Below are 20,682 nucleotides of genomic sequence, written 5' to 3'. Positions count from 1 at the left end.
GCGCGGGGGCGCCCGGCCCGAATCATGAACCCTCCCGGGGGAGACAGAGCCCATGGATCTGCGCATCTTCGAAGACATGGAGGCGGAAGCGCTCCGGAAGTACATCGGTTTCCTGCTTTGGCACTACCGCGTGGCGGACGCCTTCTGGTTCATTCGCGCGGCCGAGCGCTACGGCCAACCGGCCGCCGAGAGGCTGAACGAAGAGGTGTGGGGCAGGGTGCCCGCCATGGCGGCGAAGGACCTGGTGCAGCGCTTCGACATCCGGGCGAAGGGCCTCGAGGGCTTCGTGGAGGCCCTCCGGTACTTTCCCTGGTGCATCCTGGTCGGGTACGAGATCGAGTCGTCCCCGGACGAGGTCCTGCTCTCCGTGCCCTCCTGCCCGACGCAGGAGGCCCGGCTGAAGCGGGGACTCGGGGAGTATGTCTGCAAGGAGATGCACCGCGGGGAGTTCGAGAGCTTCGCGCACGCGGTGGACGAGCGCATCCGGGTCGAATGCCTGTTTGCGCCGCCCGACCCGCACCCGGAGACGATGTTCTGCCGGTGGCGGTTCACGCTGCAGACGGCGTGAAGCCGGTCCGTGGGCGGGTGCCGTCGACAGGCCCTCGGGTCGAAGTCCGACGCACTCCCGGCGGCCTTCGCGGGAGAGGCATATGGAGGATTTAAAGACGCATCCCCCGCGCTGGGATCTTGGGGCCCTGTACCGCAGCCCCTTCGACCCCGCGATCGTGCGCGACCTCGGCGAGGCCCTTAGCGCGGCCCAGGCTTTCCGCAGCGGCTGGGAGGGGCGGGTGCAAGCGCGCTGCGCGATGCCGGAGGAGGCCGCCCTCGCCCTGAGGGCATTCGAGGCCTGCCGCGACAGGATCCTCCGGCCCGTGGGCTACGCGACCCTCGTGCAGGCGGTCGATACGCAGGGATCGGCGGTGCGGGCCCTTTACGACCGTGCGGCGGCGGCCTCGGGGGCCGTCGAAAAGCAGCTGGTTTTCTTCCCCCTGCAGCTGGCGGCGATGGGCCCCCGCGCCCTTGAGGGACTCGCGGCGTACCCTGCCTGCAGGGAATACGGGCCTTACCTCCGATGCCTCGCCCGGCGGGCGGCCGCCTTCCTCCCGGAGGCGGCCGAGCGTTTGGCGCTCGACCGGGATCTGACCGCACGGGATGCCTGGCGTCTCTTCTACGACATGACGCTCGGCGCGCTGCGAATCCTGCCGGAGCGCCGCGGCGGCAAGCCGATCGGGCTGCCCGAGGCCCTCGGGCGGCTGGGCGCGGCGGATGCCCGGATGCGGGCGGCCGCCTTCGGGGCGGTCTACCGGGCGCTCGACCCCTTTATCCCCCAGCTGGCCTTCGTTCTCGACACCCTGACCCATCATCGGATCCTGGATGCCTCCGCACGCGGGTTCGCCTCGCCGCTCGACGCCTCCGCCCTTGCCGCCGGCCTGACGGCGCACGGGGTCCTCGGCCTCCTCGATGAGGTGGAATCCCGCTATGCCCTGGCCGTGCGCTATTTTCGGCTGAAGGCCAAGGGGTTCGGTTCGGCGCGGCTGCCGATGCCGGACCTTGCGGCGCCTTGGGGACCTGAGGCCTGCGGCGCGCCCTACGCAGAGGCGAGGGGGCGGCTCGAACGGACGGCCGCGGCTGTCGACCCCGCATGGTATGCGGCGGTGCACCGGGTCTTTTCGGAGGGCCGGGTGCACGCGGCGCCCGAGGCCGGGAAGCGGAGCGGGGCCTTCTGCCATGCGCCGCCGCCCTCGAGGGCGCCGTATGTCTTTCTCTCCTATACCGGTTCGCTCCGGGACTTCCTGACCCTTGCCCACGAGGTCGGACACGCGGTCCACTATACCCTGGCCTCCCGGCAGACCGGCCTCCTTTTCCAGGGGTCGCGGGTGGTGGAGGAGGCGGCGGCGACCTTTTTCGAGCTGCTTGCCTGCCGTCAGTGGCTGTCGGAGGCTGTCTCCCCGGCCGTGGCGCTGCAACTGGCGGCCGCGCGCATCGAGGGCTTCATCGGGACGGTGATGCGGCAGAGCGTGCTGACCCGCTTCGAACTGGCGCTGGGGGCGCGGCGGGGCGCATCCCCGCTCGGCGCGGATTTCATCGGTGCGGCCTGGATGAAGGAAACCTGCGGGCTTTACAGGGAGGGCGTGGAGATGCAGGGCGTCTATCGGCACGGCTGGGCGCTCGTCCCGCACTTCTTCCACCGGCCGCTCACCTGCCATGTCTACGTCTACGGGCAGCTCGTATCGTACGGTCTCTATCGGCGGTATCTGGATGAGGGCGGGCGGTTCACGGCGCGGCTGAGGCGCCTTCTCGAGGCGGGAGGGAGTGCGGAGCCCGCGGCGCTTCTCCGGGAGGTGGGGATCGATATCGAGGGCCTCGCCTTCGCCGCGGAGGCCTTCGAGGTCTTCGAGGGGTTTCTGGAGGATTTCGAACGGATGGTGAAGAGCGCCGGGCCGATGCGATAGGCGCAGCGTCTCGAGTAAGTGCACATCGGCGTGGTCGGCCGGGCGGGCGCCGGCCGGCCACGGGGCTTGTTCATTCGGGGTCGCGGCGGTTGTTCGGGCCGTTGACCCACCAGTCCGTCTGCTTGTCGAACCACCAATCGGTCCAGTCTGTTTCGAGCACCACCTTCGCCAGCGCCTGCGCCTCGTCCGTCGAGAGCCGCTGCAGGGCGAAGGAGAGCCAGTCTTGGGCGTGCGGGTTTCCGAGGTCTTTGTAGGACTTCAGTTCGAGGATGAGGTCCAGTTGATCGGCATCCTTCGCGAGGCGGGCCTCGAGCGTCGCGCCGGCGTTGAACTCTTCGCAGAGCGACAGGATGTCGCCGCCGAAGGGAAGGCCGACCACCTGGTCCTGCAGGGCTCGGACCTCGTCGACCGTCACGTAGCGTTTGTTGACGTAATTGTGGTCTCCCGTGCGGGCCTCGGGCAGGTCGTGGAAGAGGCACATCAGGGTCACCCGTCCAAGATCGACGCCCGGTGTGCGCGAGGCGAGGACGTAGCCGATCACCACGGTGCGGAAGGAGTGCGCCGCCACCGATTCCCTGCCGGAGCCGAGGAACTGGTACCCGGTCCGCGGGGTTTTTTTGAGCATGCCCACTTCGAAAAGAAATTTTGCGATGCGGTCCAACATGGGTCAAATCGCCTTTCTCAATGAATGGAAACCTTACAGTGCCCTTGCGAAATGAGTGTCCGGCCGGCCACGGCCCTTGTCCGCATCAGAGGAATCATGTGCCTGCACACAGGCGGCCTGCAGCTCGCTGCACGATCAGAGGCGCGGGTTGACGCCGCGAGCGGCCAAAATGACCGTTTTCGGATGCCAATTCATTAGTTTCCAATCCCGAAATGAGGATTTTTCTTCACCGCTTCGCCGCTCAGTCCCACCGCTCCGCGGTGGGTCCCGGCTTGGCCAATATCAAGAAAATCAAGCGTTTGCGCGGAGGCGATCTGCAGGTCGCCGCACAAGCAAACGTGCAGATTGACGCCGAGATTGGCCAAAAAGACCATTTCCGGATGGAAACTGGGTTGTACCGGGAAATCATTTCCGGATGGAGACTCATTAGAGGGATGGCATAGAAAAGTCAAGGAGGTTTTGCCGCGTTTACCTTGATTTGTCTGCAAAGCTTGCTTAAAATGATAAGGTTGAAACTTGAACGAAAAGTGTTTTCCGAAACCAACCCGTTTTCGATCTTGAATGATAGGGTCCCCGCCCGGGAGGCAGGCGGCCGGTTCAAGGCCGCGCTGCCGAGGGTGTGATCGACGCCGTGATGGGCAGCGAAGACCCTTCGAGAGTGGAAAGCGGCCAGGCCTCGATCGGAACAGGAGGGCAGACCGCCCGGCCGGCAGTCGGCCGTGGGGGATGCCCGGATTTTTTCCGGGAGGGAGGCCCATCAGCGTGAGGAGGGATGCCGGGGCCGGCGCAGCGCCGCCCTTCGGCGTCAGGGAACGATATGGAAGAAAAGGAAGGCCTATTGGAGATCCTCACCTATCCCGATCCGATCCTGAAGACGGCGGCCGAGCCGATCGAGAGCATCGACGGCGAACTGCAGGACCTGATCGACCACATGATCGAGACCATGCACGCCGCACCGGGCATCGGACTGGCCGCCAATCAGGTGGGTGAGCTGAGGCGGGTCATCGTCTTCGAACGCCGCCCCGGCACGGAGGAGAGGTCCCCCTTCGCCCTCGTCAATCCGGTCGTCGCCTCGGGAGAAGGCCGCATCGTCTGGCCGGAGGCCTGTTTGAGCGTGCCGGACTACACGGCCGACGTCATCCGGATGGCACACGTTCTGGTTCGGGGCGTCGACCGGCACGGAAAGACGCAGGAGATCGAGGCAGACGATCTGCTGGCGGTCTGCCTCCAGCACGAGATCGATCATCTGGACGGGGTGCTTTACATCGACCACATCAGCAGTCTGAAGCGCAGCATTTACAAACGCAGGCTGCAGAAGCGGCTCAAGAACCCGTGAACGACACCGACGGCCTGAAGCGAATATCCGACGACAGACGACTGCTTGGCCCGCTCCCCGAAAAGGCCCGCATCGTCTTCATGGGGACGCCCGAGTTCGCCGTGCCCGGGCTCGAGGCCTGCCTCGAGGAAGGGCATCGGGTCGCAGCCGTCGTGACCCAGCCCGACCGGCGGAAGGGGCGAGGGCGGAGCGTGATGTTTTCCGCCGTCAAAAAGGCCGCGCTCTCGGCGGGGCTCGAGGTCCTGCAGCCCGCGAAGGTCTCCGATGAGGCCTTCCTGGAGCGGATGCGCGCGCTGCAGCCGGACCTGCTGATCGTCATCGCCTTCGGACAGGTGCTGAGGCGGCCGCTTCTGGAACTGCCGGGCTGCGGGGCCGTCAACATCCATGCCTCGCTGCTTCCCCGCTACCGCGGGGCTGCGCCCATCCAGTGGGCCATCCTCGACCGGGAGGGGGAGACAGGCCTGACGGCGATGCTCATGGAGGAGGGCCTGGACAGCGGTCCGATCCTGCTGCAGCGGCGGGTCGCCATCGGAGCGGAGGAGACCTTCGGGGGCCTCCACGACCGGCTCGCGCAGCTCTCCGGCGCGTTTCTCGCCGAGACGCTGCGCCGGTTCCAGACCGGGACGCTCGAGGCGGTCCCCCAGGACGAGGACCGGATGACCTACGCCCCGAAGATCACCAGGGAGCATGCGGCCATCCGCTGGGAAGAATCCGCCGGTGCGGTCTCGGCGCGCATCCGGGCGATGGATCCGGCTCCGGGCGCATTCACCGTGTTCAACGACCTGAGGCTCAAGCTCTTCGAGCCCCGTGTAGTCCGGGAAGAGGCGGACGCGGCCTCCGTGCCCGGGCGCGTCCTCGGCTGTGCTGAAGGCCGCCTGCTGATCGAGGCGGGCGAAGGGGTCCTGGCGGTCGGCGCCCTGCAGATGCCGGGGAAGCGCCGCATGCCCGCGGACGATTTTCTGCGCGGCTTCGCGATCCCGCAGGGGGCCGTCCTGGGTTCGCCGCCATGACGAAGCGCACCGCCCAGCTATACGCAGCGGGCTCCCCGGGCGCGCCTGCAGACGATCCCCTGTCGCACCGGATGCTTTCGGAGTCCGAACCCTCCGGCGCGCCGCGCAAGCGGGTGTTCATCTTCCTGCTGCTGGTGCTCTGCCTGGTTCTGCTGATCCTCGCTTTTCTCCTTTGGTATGTCCCCTATGTCGGTCTGAGCGCGATCCATCCGAGCATGCCCGTCGTTCTGGGCGTCGTCCTGGGGGCGGCCGTCTGCTTCATCCTCGGGGGGGCCCTGACCCTCGTCTTCACCATCATCCGGGGGAAGAACCTCTTTTTCAACCGGCGCATCCGCGGCGCGGTGGTCCGTTTTCTCTTTCCGCTGCTGGTGGTCCTCGGAAGGTGTTTCCGGATCCGGAAGGACCAGATCCGGCGCTCGTTCGTCGCCATCAACAACCAGCTGGTTCTGGCCGAGTGCGGTCGGGTCCGCCCGCAGAAGCTGCTGATCCTCCTGCCGCATTGCCTCCAGTTCCACGAGTGCCGGGTCCGCATCACGGCCGACGTGGCCAACTGCAAACGGTGCGGGAAGTGCCGGATCAAGGAGCTGGTCGAACTGGCGGAGCGATACGGCGTCGCCGTCTCCGTGGCCACGGGCGGGACGCTCGCGCGCCGGATCGTCGTCCAGAAGAAGCCGGACCTGATCATCGGGGTCGCCTGTGAACGGGACCTGACCAGCGGCATCCAGGACAGCTACCCGATCCCCGTCTTCGGCATCTTCAACCGGAGGCCCCACGGCCCCTGCTTCGACACGGACGTGGACATCGCGATGGTCGAAAAAGGGGTCAAGCGGTTCTTGGCCGGTCATGACGATGGGACCCCGTGACGCGGCGCTGGAGGCCCTCTGCGCCCTGGAGGGGCCTTTGGCGAGGCTCGAAGGCGGGGCGCGGGACCTTTTGGGCTGGGCGGCTTTGCCGGACGAACGGGACCGGGCCCTTGCGGTGCAGTTGGTGCAGGGGGTGATGCGCTGGCGGGCGACGCTCGACTGGATCATCGCCCGGAAGCTTCGGTTTCCCTTCAGTAAGCTGGAGCCCCGCGTGCTCGACATCCTGCGGCTGGCGGTCTTCCAGATCACCCGGATGGACCGGATCCCGCAGTCGGCGGCCGTCAACGAGGCGGTCAAACAGGCCCGGGCCTGCGCCCGGCCGCACGTCGCCGCCTTCGTGAACGGCTTGCTGCGGGCGGTGTGCCGGGAAGGGGAGCCGCTGCCCTTTCCGGACCGGAAACGGGATCTGCGCAGGCACCTGGCGGTCGTCCATGCCTATCCGGAGTGGCTCGTGGACCGGTGGCTGAAGGAGTGGGGGATGCCGGCGGCCGAGGAGCTGATGGCGGCCGGGAACCGGATCCCGGACCTGACCATCCGGGTGAACCGTATGCGCATCGGGCGGAGCGCCCTGATCCGCGCCCTTGCCGAGGAGGGGGTCGCCGCCGAAAGGACGGCGTACGCCCCCGAAGGGCTTGTCATCCGGGGCGTGAAGGGGGGCGTCGAACGGCTGAAGGCCTTCCGGGAGGGCTGCTTTCAGGTCCAGGGCGAGGGCGCACAGGTCTTCTCGCACCTCCTGGGGCCGCAGCCCGGGGAAAGGGTCCTGGACCTGTGCGCCGGGCTCGGCGGGAAGAGCACCCATCTGGCCGAACTGATAGAGGGGCGCGGGTTCATCCTCGCGGTCGATCTGCAGCCCAGGCGCCTGCGCGGGCTCGGAGAGGCGGCGCGCCGCCTCGGCCTCGGCGGATGCATCCATTGCGCAGCGGCGGACGCCCTGCACGGAGCCGCGAATGCCTTTCGGGGCGGGTTCGACCGGATCCTCGTCGATGCGCCCTGCTCCGGCCTCGGCGTGCTCAGCGGACACCCCGATATCAAGTGGCGCCGCCGCCCCGAGGACATCGCCCGCCTGGCCGGGCTCCAACTCGGGATCCTGGAGGGGGCGGCGCGGATGCTGAAGGAAAACGGGGCACTCTTTTACGGGACCTGCACGTTGATCCGCGAGGAGAACGAGGGCGTCGTCGAGGCGTTCCTGGCGGCCCACCCCGACATGGCGCAGGAGGATCTTCGGGTGCAGGCGCCCCCCTGGGCGCGTCCGCTGATCGATGCGCGCGGGTTCCTCCAGATCCTGCCGCACGTCCACGGGCTCGACGGGTTTTTCGGCGCGCTCCTGAGGCGCCAAGGGGGGAGGGAAGGCGCAGGCGCGCCGGGCCATCCCCTCCGGGATGAACACGGGTCGGAATCGATCCGAAAATGATCGTTACGAAAAGGAGACGTGTATTGGGAAAGATAGCCCCTTCCATCCTCTCGGCCGATTTCACGCGGCTCGGTGAGGAGATCCGCGCGGTCGAGGCCGCCGGGGCCGACATGATCCACATCGATGTCATGGACGGTCATTTTGTGCCGAACATCACCATCGGCCCCTTGATCGTCGAGGCCGCGCGGCGGGTGACCACGCTGCCGCTCGATGTCCACCTGATGATCTCCGACCCGGACCTTTACGTCGGCGAGTTCGCGAAGGCCGGGGCGGACATCCTGACGGTCCACCCGGAGACGCTTCGGCACCTGCACCGCAGCGTCCACGCCATCAAGGACCTCGGCGTGCAGGCGGCCGTCTCCCTCAACCCCGCGACCGGCCTGGAGATCCTCGACTATGTCCTGGACGATCTCGACATGGTCCTGCTGATGACGGTGAACCCGGGCTTCGGCGGCCAGCGGTTCATCCCGGCGGTCATCCCGAAGATCGAGCGGCTGCGGCGGATGATCCTGGAAAGAGGGCTCCAGACGGCCATCGAGGTGGACGGCGGGATCGGCCCGGCGACGATCGGGAGGGTCGCGGCGGCCGGGGCGGATGTCTTTGTCGCCGGGTCGGCCATCTTCGGCACGGACGACTATGCCGGTACGATCCGCCTGATGCGCGCGCGCATGCACGAGCCGCTCGAGGTGTAGATCCCCCCGGGCCGGGAAAACGCCCCTTTGCAACGGAAAGGATTGCCATGATTTCCATCAGACATCTGTTTGGACACGTCGACTCCCTCCAGCCGGAGGAGGTCAAGGCCTTCATGGCCGAGCACGAGGCGGGGACCTACACCTTTCTGGATGTCCGTCAGCCGGGCGAATACGAGAAGGGCCATATCCCCGGGGCGGAGCTGATCCCGCTGCCCGAGCTCGAGGGTCGGACGGGGGAGCTGAGGCGGGACCAGCCGCTTTTTGTCTACTGAGCCCTCGGGGGGCGCAGCCGGGTCGCTGCGCAGATGCTCAAGGGCAAGGGGTTCGAGCAGGTCTACGACATGAAGGGCGGCATCAGGGCCTGGAAGGGTGTGAAGGCCCGGGGCCCGGTGGAACTGAACATGGACATGATCACCGGCGAGGAGTCCGCAGCCGGCATGATCGGCATCGCCTACGGAATGGAGGAGGGCCTCGCGCGTTTCTACGCGCTGGCGGCCGAGCGGACGAACCACACGGAGGCGGCGGCGCTCCTCGAACGCCTCGGATCGATCGAAGGGGCCCACAAGCGGAGGCTCGTTGCGCTTTATGACGAGGTCGTGCCTGGAGCGGGCGGCGAAGCGGCGCTGCGCGCAAATGCCGACTACAGACGGGTGGAGGGGGGGTTCGAGTTGGAGAGGTTCCTGAAGGAGAACGAGCGCGTCTTCGCGTCCCCGGCCGACTGTCTGCAGCTCGCCATGATGATCGAGGCCCAGGCCCTGGATCTCTATCTGCGTTTCACCGATAAGGCGACCGACGAGAAGGCTCGCCGGGTGCTCTTCAAGACCGCGGAGGAGGAGAAGGGCCACCTCGCGGCCCTCGGCGATCTGCTCGACCGTCTTGCTGCGAAGTGAGGCGGTGGTCGGGGAAAAGGCCTGCAGGGCGCCCGGGTCTTTCGGACCCGGGCGTTCCGAGGTGTTTCGGGGAGGGTTAAGGCTGCTCCGGCTCGGATTTCGGGCGGACCGACAGAACCGGGCACTGGACCTGCCGGATGACCCTGTCGGTCGTGGACCCGATGAAAAGCTTTTCCACCAGGCCCTGTCCGCGCACGCCCAGGACCACCAGGTCCATCTTGTTCACGAGGGCGTACTTCGTGATCTCTTCGTGAGCCCGGCCGGCGAGGAGGCTCGTCTTCGGTCTGCACCAGGTGCGCGCCTCCTCCGGAACGAGTTTTTCGAGGGTGTCCCTCAGCTGGAGCCGCAGGTCTTCGGTGAAGCCCTCTTCCACCTCGGCCTCGGTCTTGGCGATATGCTCGTAGACCGGAGGTTCGATGACGTGGACGAGGTGCAGCTCGCTCTCGAACTCCTGGGCGAGGCTCAGGGCATACTCGAACGCCAGATCGGAATAAGGGGAGAAATCGCATCCGACCAGGATCCGCTTCATCGGTACGGATGCCGCGCTCAAGACCTCGGTCCCCCTTTCGGGGCCGCGCACGGCCAGAAGCGGGCAGGGCAGGATGTGCATCAGACGTTCGGTGACCGAACCGAGGAGCATCCGTTTGATCCCGGAGCGGCCGTGGGTAGCGACGACGGCCAGGTCGGCCTCCTTTTCGGCGGCGAGGCGGGAGAGTTCGTCGGCGGTGTGCCCGACGGTGACAAACGGCTCCCATACGACGGGGGCGTCCCCGATAAGCCGGTTGAGGTATTCGTAGGCGTAGTCCGTGATCCGGCGCTCATGCAGAAGCGGGTCGGCCATGCCCTCGCCGTACATGGTGGCCGCCGGCAGATCGATGATGTGGCAGACGTAGAGCTTGGCCTTGTATTCCTTGGCCAGCGCAATGCTGTAGGCCAGGGCCTGATTCGAGAAATCGGAAAAATCGATGCCGCACAGGATCTTTTTCAGAAGGATACGCATGCTCTTCCACCCCTCGAGTGTCCATTGAAATGATGATGATCGCTTTTTACGGTTTTCTCCGGGTCCTGCGATAGGCAGCCGGGTCGGGGAAACGGCCGCTCGGCCGGGCTCGGGGAAGGGCTCCCCGGAGCCGGAGGACGGCGGGGAATCAGCCCCGGAGCGGCTGATTCCCGGCGGTGTCACGGTTCGTGATACACAGGTTTGCCCATCTCGGCAAAGGTGAAGTTGTAAAAGACGTTGTAACCGTTGTAGTCCAGCACCCGCAAATCATCGCTCTGTTTCAGGTCGCCCATGATGACGGCGTAATGATTGCCGTATTTCTTTTTGACGGTTTCGAGCGGCAACTCGCACGCAATGAATTTGCTGATTCCCTTCGATGCCAGTTTCTTGACGAGGTTCGCGTCCTGGAACGATTCGTAAGTGGTGAGGATCAGAATGGGACCCGTGCCTGTAAAAATAAGCCCTGCCTTCATGGTGCACCTCCTTTTCCGTTGCGGGAATCCACCTGGTTGAACCCACCGATAAGCCGCGATGCAAGGCGCACCCCCGGATGTCGAATGCCAGAGCAGGCGATCTCCTCCCACGGCGCCCCGAGTCGACGGGACGACGCGCCCCGGGCGGTCCTGCACTTCCCGGTCCGGCCGCCGGCGGCCGCAGCCGGCCGAGTCGGAGTCCATAAGGAAAGTTCTTCTTCGGTCATTCCAAGAAAGGGTCTGAAAAATTACAGCACAAGCCACCGTTCTTTTCAAGCTCTTTTTGGTGTCGGGGGAGGCCGGAACCGATCAAATATTCTGCCGGGCTGGAACGGCGATTGCTTGAAGTGCCGTCTCTTTTAGGGTAGTCTGGTATCCGTCCGGAAATGCTCATCCAGCGCGGTCCGGTTTTCAATCCGGAAAGGGGTATTTTTCTTCACAGCCTTCGGCGGCGCCCTGCCCTCAGGGGATGGGGACTGCCAGGCTGGGTCCATACCGCCCATCGCCTTCATGCGGGCGGTCGGAGGGGTGCAGGGGCGTGGGCATGCTTTCGGAGAGGAGAAGGGCCGGTGAGGATCCGGCTCGAACGAGGAGCCTTTTTTGGGATCGAGGAGACGGTCATGCTGAAGGACAAGGATACGGAATTGGACGAGATGGAAGAGGAAACCACCGAGGCATTCGATTATGCAGACAGAGAGGACCGGAACAGGACAGGCGGGTCGGGGTCTTCCCCGGGAGGCTCCCTGCTCAAGCCCATCCTGATCGCTGCGGTGGGGCTGATGCTGCTGATCATCGTGCTTCTTGTCCTGAGCGGCCGGGGGCGGAACGACATCAAACTCGAGGAAAAGGTGGCGCTCCTGGAGGCCAAGATCGCGCAGCTGGAAGAAAAGGCCGGCAAATCGGCCGGGCTTCCGGAGCGGCTTGCCGCGCTCGAGCAGGAGCAGATTTCCATCAAGGATTCCGTCGAGGGTTCCATCGCGCAGCTGGACCGGAACCAGCGCGATATCGGGGCGCAGCTGCAGAGCGTCGTAAGACAGCTCGAAACCTCCTCCCGCCAGGCCAATCGGCCTGCCGCGCCCAAGCCCGCCTCGGCTCCCAAGGCGGCCGCCAAACCGGCGGCAAAAAAGGCTGCACAGGCGGCCTCCTCCAGCTTTTACACGGTTCAGCCGGGCGACACCCTTTACCGCATCGGCCTGAAGCACAACCTGAGCGTCGACAAGCTGCGTCAGCTCAACGGCCTGACGGCCCAGGACCTCATCCAGCCGGGGCAGAAGCTGAAGGTTTCGCCGTAGCCCCGGCCGGACCCCGCTTGCCGGTTCGGCCGGGCCTTGGATCCAGCCGCGCCCTTCGGGGTTTCAGTCGAGGTGTTTCCTGAAGCGGCCCACGGCGGCCGAGAAGACGGCGAGGCCGAGGAGCCCCAGAGCGGCGAACTGCGGCCAGAGCACCTCGAAGCCGGTCCCCTTGAGGAAGATGCCCCGGATGATGACCAGAAAGTGCCGGAGCGGGTTCAGATGGGTGAACCACTGCACGGGCAGGGGCATGTTCGAGATCGGGAAGACGAATCCGCTCAGCATGAAGAAAGGGACCATGAAAAAGAACGTGGTCATCATGGCCTGCTGCTGGGTGGTGGAGATGGTGGAGATGAAGAGTCCGATCCCGAGCGTGCTCAGGAGAAACAGACAGGTGGCGCCGAAGAGCAGGGGCGCGCTTCCGACCATGGGGATCTCGAACCACCAGACGGCGAACAGGGTGACGGCCAGCATCTGGGCCTGGGCGATCAGGATGTAGGGGATGGTCTTGCCGAGGATCCATTCGGAGGAAGTCAGCGGCGTGACGATCAGTTGCTCCATGGTGCCGGCCTCGCGCTCCCGGATGATGGCCATCGAGGTGAAGAGCAGGATTAGAAGCATGATCAGAAAGGCCACGATGCCGGGAACGTAGAAGTACTGGCTGTCGAGGTTCGGGTTGTACCAGGTGCGGATGAGCCCGTCGATCCGTCCGTATTCGAGGCGCTGCGGGTAGAGTTCCCGAACGAAGCGGTCGTTCAGGCCCTTCAGGGCGGTGAGGGTGTGGGAGATACGCACCGATGCCATGTTGCTCATGCTGCCGTCGACGAGGATCTGCACCTCCGCCGTCTGTCCCGAGCGGAGGGTCGCGCTGAAATCGGGCGGGATGATCACCGCCATGTCGACCCGCCGGTCCAGGAGGGCCTGTTCCAGGTCCCGGGGATCCTCCGGGGCGAGGATGACCCGGAAGGTCTTGTTGGCATCGTAGGCCTCGCGCAGCATGCGGCTTTCGACGGTCCGGCTCTGGTCGACCATCGCAAGTCGGATGTCCCTGACATCCGTGCTGACGACGTAGCCGAAGAGGATCAGTTGCACAAGCGGCGTAATGATCAGCAGCGGCCGGTTTTTCCGGTCCCGGAAAAGCTGGATGAATTCCTTCCTGACGAGTTCCCGGATCCGCAATCCCTTCATCTTCAAAGTCCTTCCCGTTTGAGCGCGAAGAGCGTGCCGAGCCCGAGAACGCAGAACATCCCGAGCAGCACGGCATAGCTCGGCCAGAGCTCGGCCAGTCCGAGGTTCCTGAGGTACAGGCCGTTCATGATATCGATGAAATAGGTCGCCGGGACGACCGCGGTGGCCTTCTGGAGCAGCGGCGGCATGTTGATGACCGGAAAGACGAAGTCGGAGAGGAGGAGCGAAGGCAGATAGGTCAACAGCACCGCCAGTTGGTTGGCGACCAGTTGGGACTTCGTCAGGATCGAGATCAGGAAGCCCAGGCTGAGAGCGACGCAGAGGTAGATGGCCGAGGCGAGGATCATGAGCCAGAAGCTCGATTTCATGACGACGCCGAAGAGGACCTGCCCCATCAGGACCGCGATCAGGACGTCGACGAGCGCGATGAAGAAGTAGGGGACCGCCTTCCCGACGAGGAACTCCAGGGCGTGGACCGGGAGGGAGAGGATCGTTTCCATCGTGCCGTCTTCGTATTCCTTCGCGATGACGAGGCTCGTCAGCATGGCGCCGACGATCATGATGATGATGGCGATGATCCCCGGGACGATGAAGTTCCGGCTCTCGAGGTTCTCGTTGAACCAGACCCGCACCCGGCCATCGATCGGGATGTCGATGGCGCCCATGCCGCTGCGGTCGAGAAAGGCCTGCAGCAGGCCGAGGTTGTACTCCTGGATGAAGGCCTCCACGTAGCTCTTGGTGATGCCGGCGAAGTTCGGGTCGCTGCCGTCGATGAGGACCTGGAGGGGTGCCTCACGATCGGCCCGGAGCGCCGCGCTCCAGCCGGGCGGGATCACGATCCCGAGCGTAGTCCGGCCCGCGTCGAGCTCGGCCTCGAGGTCGCGGGTGCGGGGGAGCCGGGCCGTGACGCGGAAGGCGGTGCCGGCGTCGAGGCGCCGGATCAGGTCCCGCGAAAGCGGCGTCCGGTCGTAATCGACCACCATCGTGCGCACGTCTTCCACGTCGAGGCTGAGGGCGTAGCCGAAGATCAGGATCAGGAGCAGGGGGATGGCGAAGGCCAGGTAGAGGCTCCGGAAATCCCGGATCAGGTGGTAATATTCCTTACGGGCGATGGCCCGGGCGGCGGCCGGCCTCATGAGCGCCTCCTGCGCATCAGGGCCACGAAGGCCTCATTCAGACCGCCGCCGCCCTCCGGGAGATGCTCGGCGATGATGGCGGCCGGGGTTCCCTCCGCGACGATGACCCCGTCGTGGATCATGACGATCCGCCCGCAGTGTTCCGCTTCGTCCATGTAGTGGGTCGTGACGAAGACCGTGACGCCGCCTTCCGCAAGCTCCCGGATGAAATCCCAGAAACGGCGGCGGGTCAGGGGGTCGACCCCGGAGGTCGGTTCGTCCAGGAACAGGACGTCGGGCCCGTGCAGGAGGGCGCAGCCGAGGGCGAGGCGCTGCCGGAGGCCTGGCGGCATCTCGCGGGTCAGGCGGTTGCGGGCGTCCTTCAGCCGCGTCATGTCGAGGACCCAGTCGATCTTTTCGGGCCAGCTCCGAACCGGCACATCGTAGATGCCGAGATAGAAACGGATGTTCTCGAAGGGTGTCAGGTCCTCGTAGAGCGAGAACCGCTGGGACATGTACCCGATGTGCTCCTTGATGCGCTCGGACTCGGTGAAGAGGTCGTACCCGGCGACATGGCCTTCGCCGGCCGTAGGCCGGATGATGCCGCAGAGCATGCGGATGATCGTGGATTTTCCGGCGCCGTTCGGGCCGAGGAGTCCGAAGATCTCCCCCCGTTTGACCGAGAAGGAGACGCCGGCGACGGCCGTGAAGGCCCCGAAGCGTTTGACGAGCGCCTTGACGCGGACCGCGTCAGAGTCCGAAGCGGTCATGTTCGGGGCCCCCGTCGATATCCTGGATGTGGTGGACGATCGCGGATTCGAGGTCGGCAAATCCCTGGCACAGGACGTCCGGGGCCGCCTCGGCGAGGATGCGCGCACGGTGCATGAGGAGGATGCGGTCGCATTTCTTCGCCTCGTCGAAGTAGGCGGTCGAAACCACGATGGTGATTCCCTGGGCGCGCCGTTTGGTGAGGATCTCCCAGAATTCCATCCGGGAGACCGGGTCGACGCCGTTGGTCGGCTCGTCGAGGATGAGGACCTCCGGCTCGTGGACGAGGACGCAGGCCAGTCCGAGCTTCTGCTTCATGCCGCCTGACAGGTGCCGGGCCTGGCGTTCGACGAAGGGGAGGAGGTTCGAAAACCCGAGGAGGCTCTGGCGCTTCGAGGGGCGCAGGCGCGCCGGAATGCCGTAGATGTCCATGAAGAAATCGAGGTTTTCCGCCACGGTGAGGTCCTGATAGAGCCCGAAGCGCTGCGGCATGTAGCCGATCAGACGCTTGACCCGGTCCCTCTCCTGGACCGTGTCGAATCCACCGATGGTGATTCGCCCGGTGCTGGGCCTCAGCATGGTGGCCATCATGCGCAGGAGCGTGGTCTTGCCGGCCCCGTCCGATCCGACGAGACCGAAGACGATCCCCCGTTCGATGGCGCAGTCGGCCGCGGAGACGGCTTCCAGGGCGCCGTAGCGCCTGGAGACCCCCCGGACCTCGATCAGCGGGGCCGACAGCCGGTGGGCGGGCCTGTTTTCACCCAATGGATGTTCACTGAAGCCAGGCATCGGCCGGCATCCCTGGCTTCAGCTCGAGGTCGGGGTTCGAGAGGGCGATTTTGACGAGGTAGACGAGTTTGACCCGCTCCTTGTGGGTCTGGATGATCTTCGGGGTAAACTCCGCCTCCGGCGAGATGTAGATGACCGTTCCGCCGTAGTCCTTCTCCGGGAAGGTGTCCGTCCTGACCGTGGCGTTCTGCCCGGGCTTGACGGTTCCGAGCTCGGTCTCTCCCACGAAGATCTTGAGTTCGACCGATCGGAGGTCGGCGACGGACAGGACCTCCCTGGTCGGGGTGACCACCTCGCCCGGTTCGACGTTGCGGCTGGTGACGATGGCGTCGAAGGGGGCTGCCAGGACCGTCCACGCACCTTCGGTCTCGGCGAGGCGCAGCGCGGCCTGCGCCGCGTGGACGCGGGCCCGCGCGACGTCGAGCGCTGCGCGGGCCGCATCGATCCTCTTCAGGTTGCCCTTTGCCTCGTCCAGTGCCGCGCGGCCCTCGGACAGGCGGGCCGCGGCCGCTCGGATCGACTCCTTCCGGAAACCTTCGCGCGAAAGGTCGGAGGCCGACTTGGCCCTTTCGTATTCACGCAGGGCGGTTTCATGGCGCAGGGCGTAGGCCTCCATCTCGGCGGCGGAGACGACTTTCCGCTCGAAGAGCTTTTCGTAACGTTCCTTGTCCCTGCGGGCCTCCTCGAGGGTCGCCCGCGCCGCGAGCCGGGCCTGCTCGGCCCGGTGGACCTCCTGCCGCCGGTATCCGGCCTCCATCTCATCGAGGTTGGCCTCGAGCGATCGGACGGCCGCTTCGGCGCGGGCCACCGCGGCCGGCGCCGCGATCTCGATCGTCGCGAGTTGGATCTCGGCCTGGGACGCCGCGTGGACCGCCTGCTCGAGGTCGGCGGCGGCCTTCTGGACCCGGGCCTCGTAGGTCGAGGCGTCGAGCCGGGCGAGGACCTGATCCTTCCGGATGGCCTGGCCCTCGTCCACCAGCACTTCCTGGACCCGGCCGCTGACCTGGAAGGCGATGTTGGATTCGATGCTCTCGATGGTCCCGGAGTAATACCGCTCCGCCGTCTTCTCGCGCCGCTGTCCGAGATAGACCAGCAGGCCTACCCCGAGGAGCAGGATGACGAAAACAATCAATATGAGGCGCTTTTTCAATGTTTCGTCCGTCCTTCAGGCTGGTTGCCGGGTGTTCGCGCAGAGGTTTCCTGCGCCGGTTGGTTTTGGGGCTCGCTTTCTGCGGCGGGACAAGGGTGCGCCCGATCCGGACCGAAAAGGGGCCTCCAACCGTTTCATCGCTTGGGGAAAACACCGCTCTCAAAAGGAAGATCAAGACAGTAGCGCTTTATACCACCGGGAGCGAGAGTCGATCAAGCCGCAATCGCACCCGGAGGGCCGGAAATGGTCGGGGAGGGGGTTTTTCTGCGCGGAGGGAGGTCCGGGGAAGGCGCGATTTGCAGTGCTGCAGGGAAATTACTTGATTGCTACTTCAAACCCCTTATGGGTTACGGCATGATAATCTCCGGCCCCGAAAGAGGATTTATTGCCTTTGCTCCTATTGCTTTGGTAGCCTTGAGCAGAATATCATCGGCTGCCACAAATAGCATCTCTTCAATCTGATTGAATAGGCTGAATGTGGCGAGATGAATTGCATCCAGAGCTCTCAAGCCTGACGTTCTTCCCAGCCGTTTGACAAGAGCCTCTGCCTCATTCAGTACCGCTCTCCCGACTTTCCTGGTGTTAAGCCTTGAATATTCTTTATAAAAACCATCAAGGGCTTTGGCCAAATCGTCCTCAGTAAGCTCATTCATTCTTAACCTTCGATGGAGCGCACAAACAAATTCCAGCCTGGCAAGTTCGGAAACCCATATTTCATTCTCGAGGTCGGACATAATGGAAACAACGACATTGGTACCCTCCTCCCGATGAAAAAATTTGACCAACGCCGATGTATCAAAAAATAGGATCATATCCGGTCCTCACGCAGTTGGCGTATGTCATCTGAGAGTGATCCAGGGCACTTCTTCAGGATTTCCTGCACTTCGAGAAATGCGGGCTTTGCATCTTTCAAACGGATGTTCTTTTGCTCCTTCAGGTCCAGCACCATTTCATAAACATCCATCAGATCCTGTGGTGGCAGATCCTGAATCTCTTTAATCAATTGCTCTCTAACCCGCATAGTTTTCACCTCAGTTCAACCTATTGTTGAACTTCCTTCCAAAGCTTTGTCCTGCCGGCCCAAATATCGTCCAACCCATTTTTGACGAGCTTCTCGAATTCGGAGGATCGAGAGAGAATCCAGCTTTCTTTACGGTCTTCCGTTTCGTCCATGATGGAAAGCATTTTTCTGTTCTAAATAAAGACGATTGATAGCGAGTTTCCATCCGGAAATGGTCTTTTTTGCCAATCTCGGCGTCAATCTGCACGTTTGCTTGTGCGGCGACCTACAGGTCGCCTCCGCGCAAACGCTTGATTTCCTTGATATTGGCAAAAAACCCTCATTTCCGGATTGGAAACTGGGTTGTACCGGGAAATCATTTCCGGATGGAGACTAGCGAGGTCCATCTGATTGCTCTTCCAAAATACCCTTGCCATGATCGAAGTGCAAGGAGATTCCAAATGTCTTTTTTTGACCGGCGTCAATAACGGCGAGGCGGTTGAAAGCTGCGCAGATCCTGTTACAATGTGTGTGAACCTCGGGTTTCCGGAGGGTGCCGGGGCATTCACCGGAGGGCTCGCGGAAAAGATGGCATCGGGGTCCGAGGCCGGCAAGGCCGAGGATTCGAACGAAAGAGGACGGCGGAGGCCCCATGGGCGCGGGGCCGCCTGGAATGGCCGGAGGCGGCGCCCTGGGAGGAGGGCCGGATGCAGATAGCGATGATCGGATTGGGGCGTATGGGGATGAACATGGCCCGAAGGCTGATCCGGGGCGGACATGATGTGGTGGGCTACAACCGGACCCGGGAGAAGACGGAGCGGTTGGCGGCCGAAGGGGCCGAGGCGGCGTTCAGTCTGGAAGAGCTCGTGAGGAAGCTCGCAGCGCCGCGTGCGGTCTGGTTTATGCTGCCTGCCGGCGCCACGGTGGACGAGCACCTGACCCGGTTGGCCGGGCTCCTTTCAGCGGGGGATGTCGTGATCGACGGGGGGAACACCTATTATAAAGACGATCTGCGCCGCGCGGGGCTCCTTGGCCCGAAGGGGATCCAGTATGTGGATGTCGGGGTGAGCGGCGGCATCTGGGGTCTGGAAACCGGATACTGCCTGATGGTGGGGGGCGACAAGGACGCTTACGCCTCGCTGGAGCCGGTTTTTCGGTCGCTCGCCGCCCATGCGGATGGTGTCCTGTACTGCGGCGGGACGGGCGCGGGACACTTTCTGAAGATGATCCACAACGGGATCGAGTACGGGATGATGCAGGCCTATGCCGAAGGTTTCGGTATCCTGGATGCCTCCGCCTACTCCGACGATCTGGACTACGCGAAGGTGGCGCACCTCTGGAACCAGGGGAGCGTCATCCGCTCGTGGCTGCTCGAACTGGCCGAGGGGATGTTTTCGAAGAGCGCGCGCCTGGCCGATGTCGGCGCCTTCGTCGAGGATTCGGGGGAAGGCCGGTGGACGGCGCTCCAGGCCGTCGAGAGCGGCGTCCCGGCCCCGGTGTTGACCCTGTCGCTGATGAGCCGCTTCCGCAGCCGCGTGGAGGACAACTTCTCGGACAAGGTGGTGGCGGCCCTCCGGCGCGAGTTCGGCGGGCACGCGGTTGTGAAGACAGAGCGTGAGGGGTGAATGCGGAAGGGACGAATTGGAGTGGAGCCCGATCCCGCAGAGGGCGCAGCCGCCCGCAAGGCCTGGACGGTGCGGCGCGCGCAGCGCAGGGAACCGGCCTTGCCCTCGATCGAAGCGCGGCTCGCCCGCAGGGCTGCCTCGGCGATGCCGCAAGGCCTGCTTGAGAAGGAGATGACTCGAACGTCATGAAATCGTTCATCATGGGTTTTACGTATCATGTGCGGGGCCTCGGCCTGGCCTTCCAGCGGCCCCGGCTCCTTTTCTGGGGCATCCTGCGTCTGGTGGTGGTGCTGGCCTTGACCGTGGCGGCCTCGGCGCTGATCCTCGTCTACCATCAGGAGATCCTCGATGCGGTCTGGACGAGGCCCGAAAGCCGATGGATCCTCTGGCTCTGGGTGATCGTTTCGTGGCTCGTGTCCCTGCTTTTGACGGGGGTGGCCGCCGTGCTCGCCTATCTGCTGGCGCAGATCGTCTTCGCCGTGCTCGTCATGGACTACATGTCGCGTATCACCGAAAAGATCGTGACCGGGCATGTGGAGGAGCCCGGCGGCGGGCTGCTGAAGGTCCTCCTGTACCTGATCGGCCAGGAGATCCCGCGGGCCATTCTGCCGGTGGCCGGGTCGCTGATCCTGATGGTCTTCGGCTGGCTCCTGCCCTTCGGGCCCTTGTGGGTCCTCCTTTCATCGGCGGCGGCGGTCTGCTTCCTGGCCTGGGACAACACCGACCTCGTTCCGGCGCGCCGGCTGCTGCCTTTCGGCGAGCGGTTCCGGCTCTTCAAGGAAAGCCTGCTCTTTCACCTGGGCTTCGGCCTCCCGTTCCTGGTGCCGGTGGTGAACATCTTCCTCCTGTCCTTCGCCCCGGTAGGCGCGACGCTCTATGCCCTCGACCGCATGGGGAAGGGCCGGGGCGCGGGGGATGGGGCGGTTTGATGGAATTTGTCCTTGACTAACCGCGGCGGGTCTGTTT

At 64.6% G+C, this 20,682-nt stretch carries 25 protein-coding genes; 14 read left to right on the top strand and 11 right to left on the bottom strand.

Annotated elements, in window-relative coordinates:
• Positions 1-52: 52 nt before the first annotated feature.
• Together ACZ500_RS08350 and ACZ500_RS08345 are read left to right on the top strand one after the other, a co-directional pair.
• The gene (locus ACZ500_RS08350; protein ID WP_464232047.1) at positions 53-568 is read left to right on the top strand and encodes a DUF6125 family protein; all 516 of its coding nucleotides are present in this window, start codon (positions 53-55) and stop codon (positions 566-568) included.
• Positions 569-650: 82 nt separating this feature from the next.
• Complete coding sequence (locus ACZ500_RS08345) at positions 651-2,453, top strand: M3 family metallopeptidase (RefSeq protein ID WP_464232046.1); 1,803 nt, start codon at positions 651-653, stop codon at positions 2,451-2,453.
• 70 nt (positions 2,454-2,523) lie between these two features.
• On the opposite strand, the gene ACZ500_RS08340 is transcribed toward ACZ500_RS08345, so the two are convergent.
• Both ACZ500_RS08340 and ACZ500_RS08335 read right to left on the bottom strand, forming a co-directional pair.
• The gene (locus tag ACZ500_RS08340; protein ID WP_464232045.1) at positions 2,524-3,117 is read right to left on the bottom strand and encodes an HD domain-containing protein; all 594 of its coding nucleotides are present in this window, start codon (positions 3,115-3,117) and stop codon (positions 2,524-2,526) included.
• 194 nt (positions 3,118-3,311) lie between these two features.
• The gene (locus ACZ500_RS08335) at positions 3,312-3,491 is read right to left on the bottom strand and encodes a hypothetical protein (RefSeq protein WP_464232044.1); all 180 of its coding nucleotides are present in this window, start codon (positions 3,489-3,491) and stop codon (positions 3,312-3,314) included.
• Between the two features lie 443 nt (positions 3,492-3,934).
• Here ACZ500_RS08335 and def point away from each other — a divergent pair, with 443 nt between their 5' ends.
• From def to ACZ500_RS08300, 7 genes are read left to right on the top strand one after another with little or no spacing between them, the layout of a single operon-like run.
• Positions 3,935-4,453, top strand: a complete 519-nt coding sequence (def, locus tag ACZ500_RS08330; RefSeq protein ID WP_464232043.1) for a peptide deformylase — start codon at positions 3,935-3,937, stop codon at positions 4,451-4,453.
• Positions 4,450-5,463: a methionyl-tRNA formyltransferase gene (fmt, locus tag ACZ500_RS08325; protein ID WP_464232042.1), complete on the top strand. Its 1,014-nt coding sequence runs from the start codon at positions 4,450-4,452 to the stop codon at positions 5,461-5,463. Before def ends, fmt begins: the two co-directional genes overlap by 4 nt.
• Positions 5,460-6,326: a DUF116 domain-containing protein gene (locus ACZ500_RS08320; RefSeq protein ID WP_464232041.1), complete on the top strand. Its 867-nt coding sequence runs from the start codon at positions 5,460-5,462 to the stop codon at positions 6,324-6,326. The genes fmt and ACZ500_RS08320 overlap by 4 nt, the downstream gene beginning before the upstream one ends.
• Positions 6,307-7,737 carry a 16S rRNA (cytosine(967)-C(5))-methyltransferase RsmB gene (rsmB, locus tag ACZ500_RS08315; RefSeq protein ID WP_464232040.1) on the top strand — a complete coding sequence of 477 codons (1,431 nt, stop codon included), beginning with the start codon at positions 6,307-6,309 and terminating at the stop codon, positions 7,735-7,737. Before ACZ500_RS08320 ends, rsmB begins: the two co-directional genes overlap by 20 nt.
• A 23-nt stretch (positions 7,738-7,760) precedes the next feature.
• Positions 7,761-8,429: a ribulose-phosphate 3-epimerase gene (gene rpe, locus ACZ500_RS08310; protein WP_464232039.1), complete on the top strand. Its 669-nt coding sequence runs from the start codon at positions 7,761-7,763 to the stop codon at positions 8,427-8,429.
• 47 nt (positions 8,430-8,476) lie between these two features.
• Entirely contained in the window at positions 8,477-8,701 is a 225-nt protein-coding gene (locus ACZ500_RS08305; RefSeq protein WP_464232038.1) for a rhodanese-like domain-containing protein, read from the top strand.
• Between the two features lie 33 nt (positions 8,702-8,734).
• A complete protein-coding gene (locus ACZ500_RS08300; protein WP_464232037.1) occupies positions 8,735-9,319 on the top strand; it encodes a ferritin-like domain-containing protein in 585 nt (194 codons plus the stop codon).
• A gap of 76 nt (positions 9,320-9,395) precedes the next feature.
• Here ACZ500_RS08300 and ACZ500_RS08295 read toward each other — a convergent pair whose 3' ends face one another.
• Both ACZ500_RS08295 and ACZ500_RS08290 read right to left on the bottom strand, forming a co-directional pair.
• Positions 9,396-10,319 (bottom strand): universal stress protein, encoded by a 924-nt coding sequence (locus tag ACZ500_RS08295; RefSeq protein WP_464232036.1) that lies wholly within the window; start codon positions 10,317-10,319, stop codon positions 9,396-9,398.
• Positions 10,320-10,498: 179 nt separating this feature from the next.
• Positions 10,499-10,792 carry a hypothetical protein gene (locus ACZ500_RS08290; protein ID WP_464232035.1) on the bottom strand — a complete coding sequence of 98 codons (294 nt, stop codon included), beginning with the start codon at positions 10,790-10,792 and terminating at the stop codon, positions 10,499-10,501.
• Between the two features lie 569 nt (positions 10,793-11,361).
• Here ACZ500_RS08290 and ACZ500_RS08285 point away from each other — a divergent pair.
• Positions 11,362-12,084 (top strand): LysM peptidoglycan-binding domain-containing protein, encoded by a 723-nt coding sequence (locus tag ACZ500_RS08285; RefSeq protein ID WP_464232034.1) that lies wholly within the window; start codon positions 11,362-11,364, stop codon positions 12,082-12,084.
• A 63-nt stretch (positions 12,085-12,147) separates the two neighbouring features.
• On the opposite strand, the gene ACZ500_RS08280 is transcribed toward ACZ500_RS08285, so the two are convergent.
• The 7 genes from ACZ500_RS08280 to ACZ500_RS08250 all read right to left on the bottom strand — a co-directional run bounded on the left by ACZ500_RS08280 (position 12,148) and on the right by ACZ500_RS08250 (position 18,121).
• Positions 12,148-13,269 (bottom strand): ABC transporter permease, encoded by a 1,122-nt coding sequence (locus tag ACZ500_RS08280; protein ID WP_464232033.1) that lies wholly within the window; start codon positions 13,267-13,269, stop codon positions 12,148-12,150.
• Positions 13,270-13,271: 2 nt separating this feature from the next.
• Positions 13,272-14,405, bottom strand: coding sequence for an ABC transporter permease (locus ACZ500_RS08275; protein ID WP_464232032.1), 1,134 nt, complete (start codon positions 14,403-14,405; stop codon positions 13,272-13,274).
• Positions 14,402-15,154 carry an ABC transporter ATP-binding protein gene (locus ACZ500_RS08270; protein WP_464232031.1) on the bottom strand — a complete coding sequence of 251 codons (753 nt, stop codon included), beginning with the start codon at positions 15,152-15,154 and terminating at the stop codon, positions 14,402-14,404. The genes ACZ500_RS08275 and ACZ500_RS08270 overlap by 4 nt, the downstream gene beginning before the upstream one ends.
• On the bottom strand, positions 15,135-15,941 hold the full coding sequence (locus tag ACZ500_RS08265; RefSeq protein WP_464232030.1) for an ABC transporter ATP-binding protein: 807 nt from the start codon (positions 15,939-15,941) through the stop codon (positions 15,135-15,137). Before ACZ500_RS08265 ends, ACZ500_RS08270 begins: the two co-directional genes overlap by 20 nt.
• A complete protein-coding gene (locus tag ACZ500_RS08260; RefSeq protein ID WP_464232029.1) occupies positions 15,925-17,091 on the bottom strand; it encodes an HlyD family secretion protein in 1,167 nt (388 codons plus the stop codon). The genes ACZ500_RS08265 and ACZ500_RS08260 overlap by 17 nt, the downstream gene beginning before the upstream one ends.
• Before the next feature lie 347 nt (positions 17,092-17,438).
• Positions 17,439-17,903, bottom strand: coding sequence for a type II toxin-antitoxin system VapC family toxin (locus ACZ500_RS08255; RefSeq protein ID WP_464232028.1), 465 nt, complete (start codon positions 17,901-17,903; stop codon positions 17,439-17,441).
• Positions 17,900-18,121, bottom strand: coding sequence for a hypothetical protein (locus ACZ500_RS08250; RefSeq protein WP_464232027.1), 222 nt, complete (start codon positions 18,119-18,121; stop codon positions 17,900-17,902). The genes ACZ500_RS08255 and ACZ500_RS08250 overlap by 4 nt, the downstream gene beginning before the upstream one ends.
• Positions 18,122-18,323: 202 nt before the next feature.
• Here ACZ500_RS08250 and ACZ500_RS08245 point away from each other — a divergent pair, with 202 nt between their 5' ends.
• The 4 genes from ACZ500_RS08245 to ACZ500_RS08230 all read left to right on the top strand — a co-directional run bounded on the left by ACZ500_RS08245 (position 18,324) and on the right by ACZ500_RS08230 (position 20,645).
• Positions 18,324-18,488 carry a hypothetical protein gene (locus ACZ500_RS08245; protein ID WP_464232026.1) on the top strand — a complete coding sequence of 55 codons (165 nt, stop codon included), beginning with the start codon at positions 18,324-18,326 and terminating at the stop codon, positions 18,486-18,488.
• A 310-nt stretch (positions 18,489-18,798) separates the two neighbouring features.
• Entirely contained in the window at positions 18,799-19,716 is a 918-nt protein-coding gene (gene gnd, locus ACZ500_RS08240; RefSeq protein ID WP_464232025.1) for a phosphogluconate dehydrogenase (NAD(+)-dependent, decarboxylating), read from the top strand.
• A complete protein-coding gene (locus ACZ500_RS08235) occupies positions 19,717-19,905 on the top strand; it encodes a hypothetical protein (protein ID WP_464232024.1) in 189 nt (62 codons plus the stop codon).
• Positions 19,902-20,645 (top strand): EI24 domain-containing protein, encoded by a 744-nt coding sequence (locus ACZ500_RS08230; RefSeq protein WP_464232023.1) that lies wholly within the window; start codon positions 19,902-19,904, stop codon positions 20,643-20,645. The genes ACZ500_RS08235 and ACZ500_RS08230 overlap by 4 nt, the downstream gene beginning before the upstream one ends.
• Positions 20,646-20,682: the final 37 nt, after the last annotated feature.

It is taken from the genome of Desulfatiglans parachlorophenolica, assembly GCF_055394735.1.
Note: the sequence above shows the minus strand (reverse complement) of the source record. Positions and strands in the feature narration are given on the sequence as shown.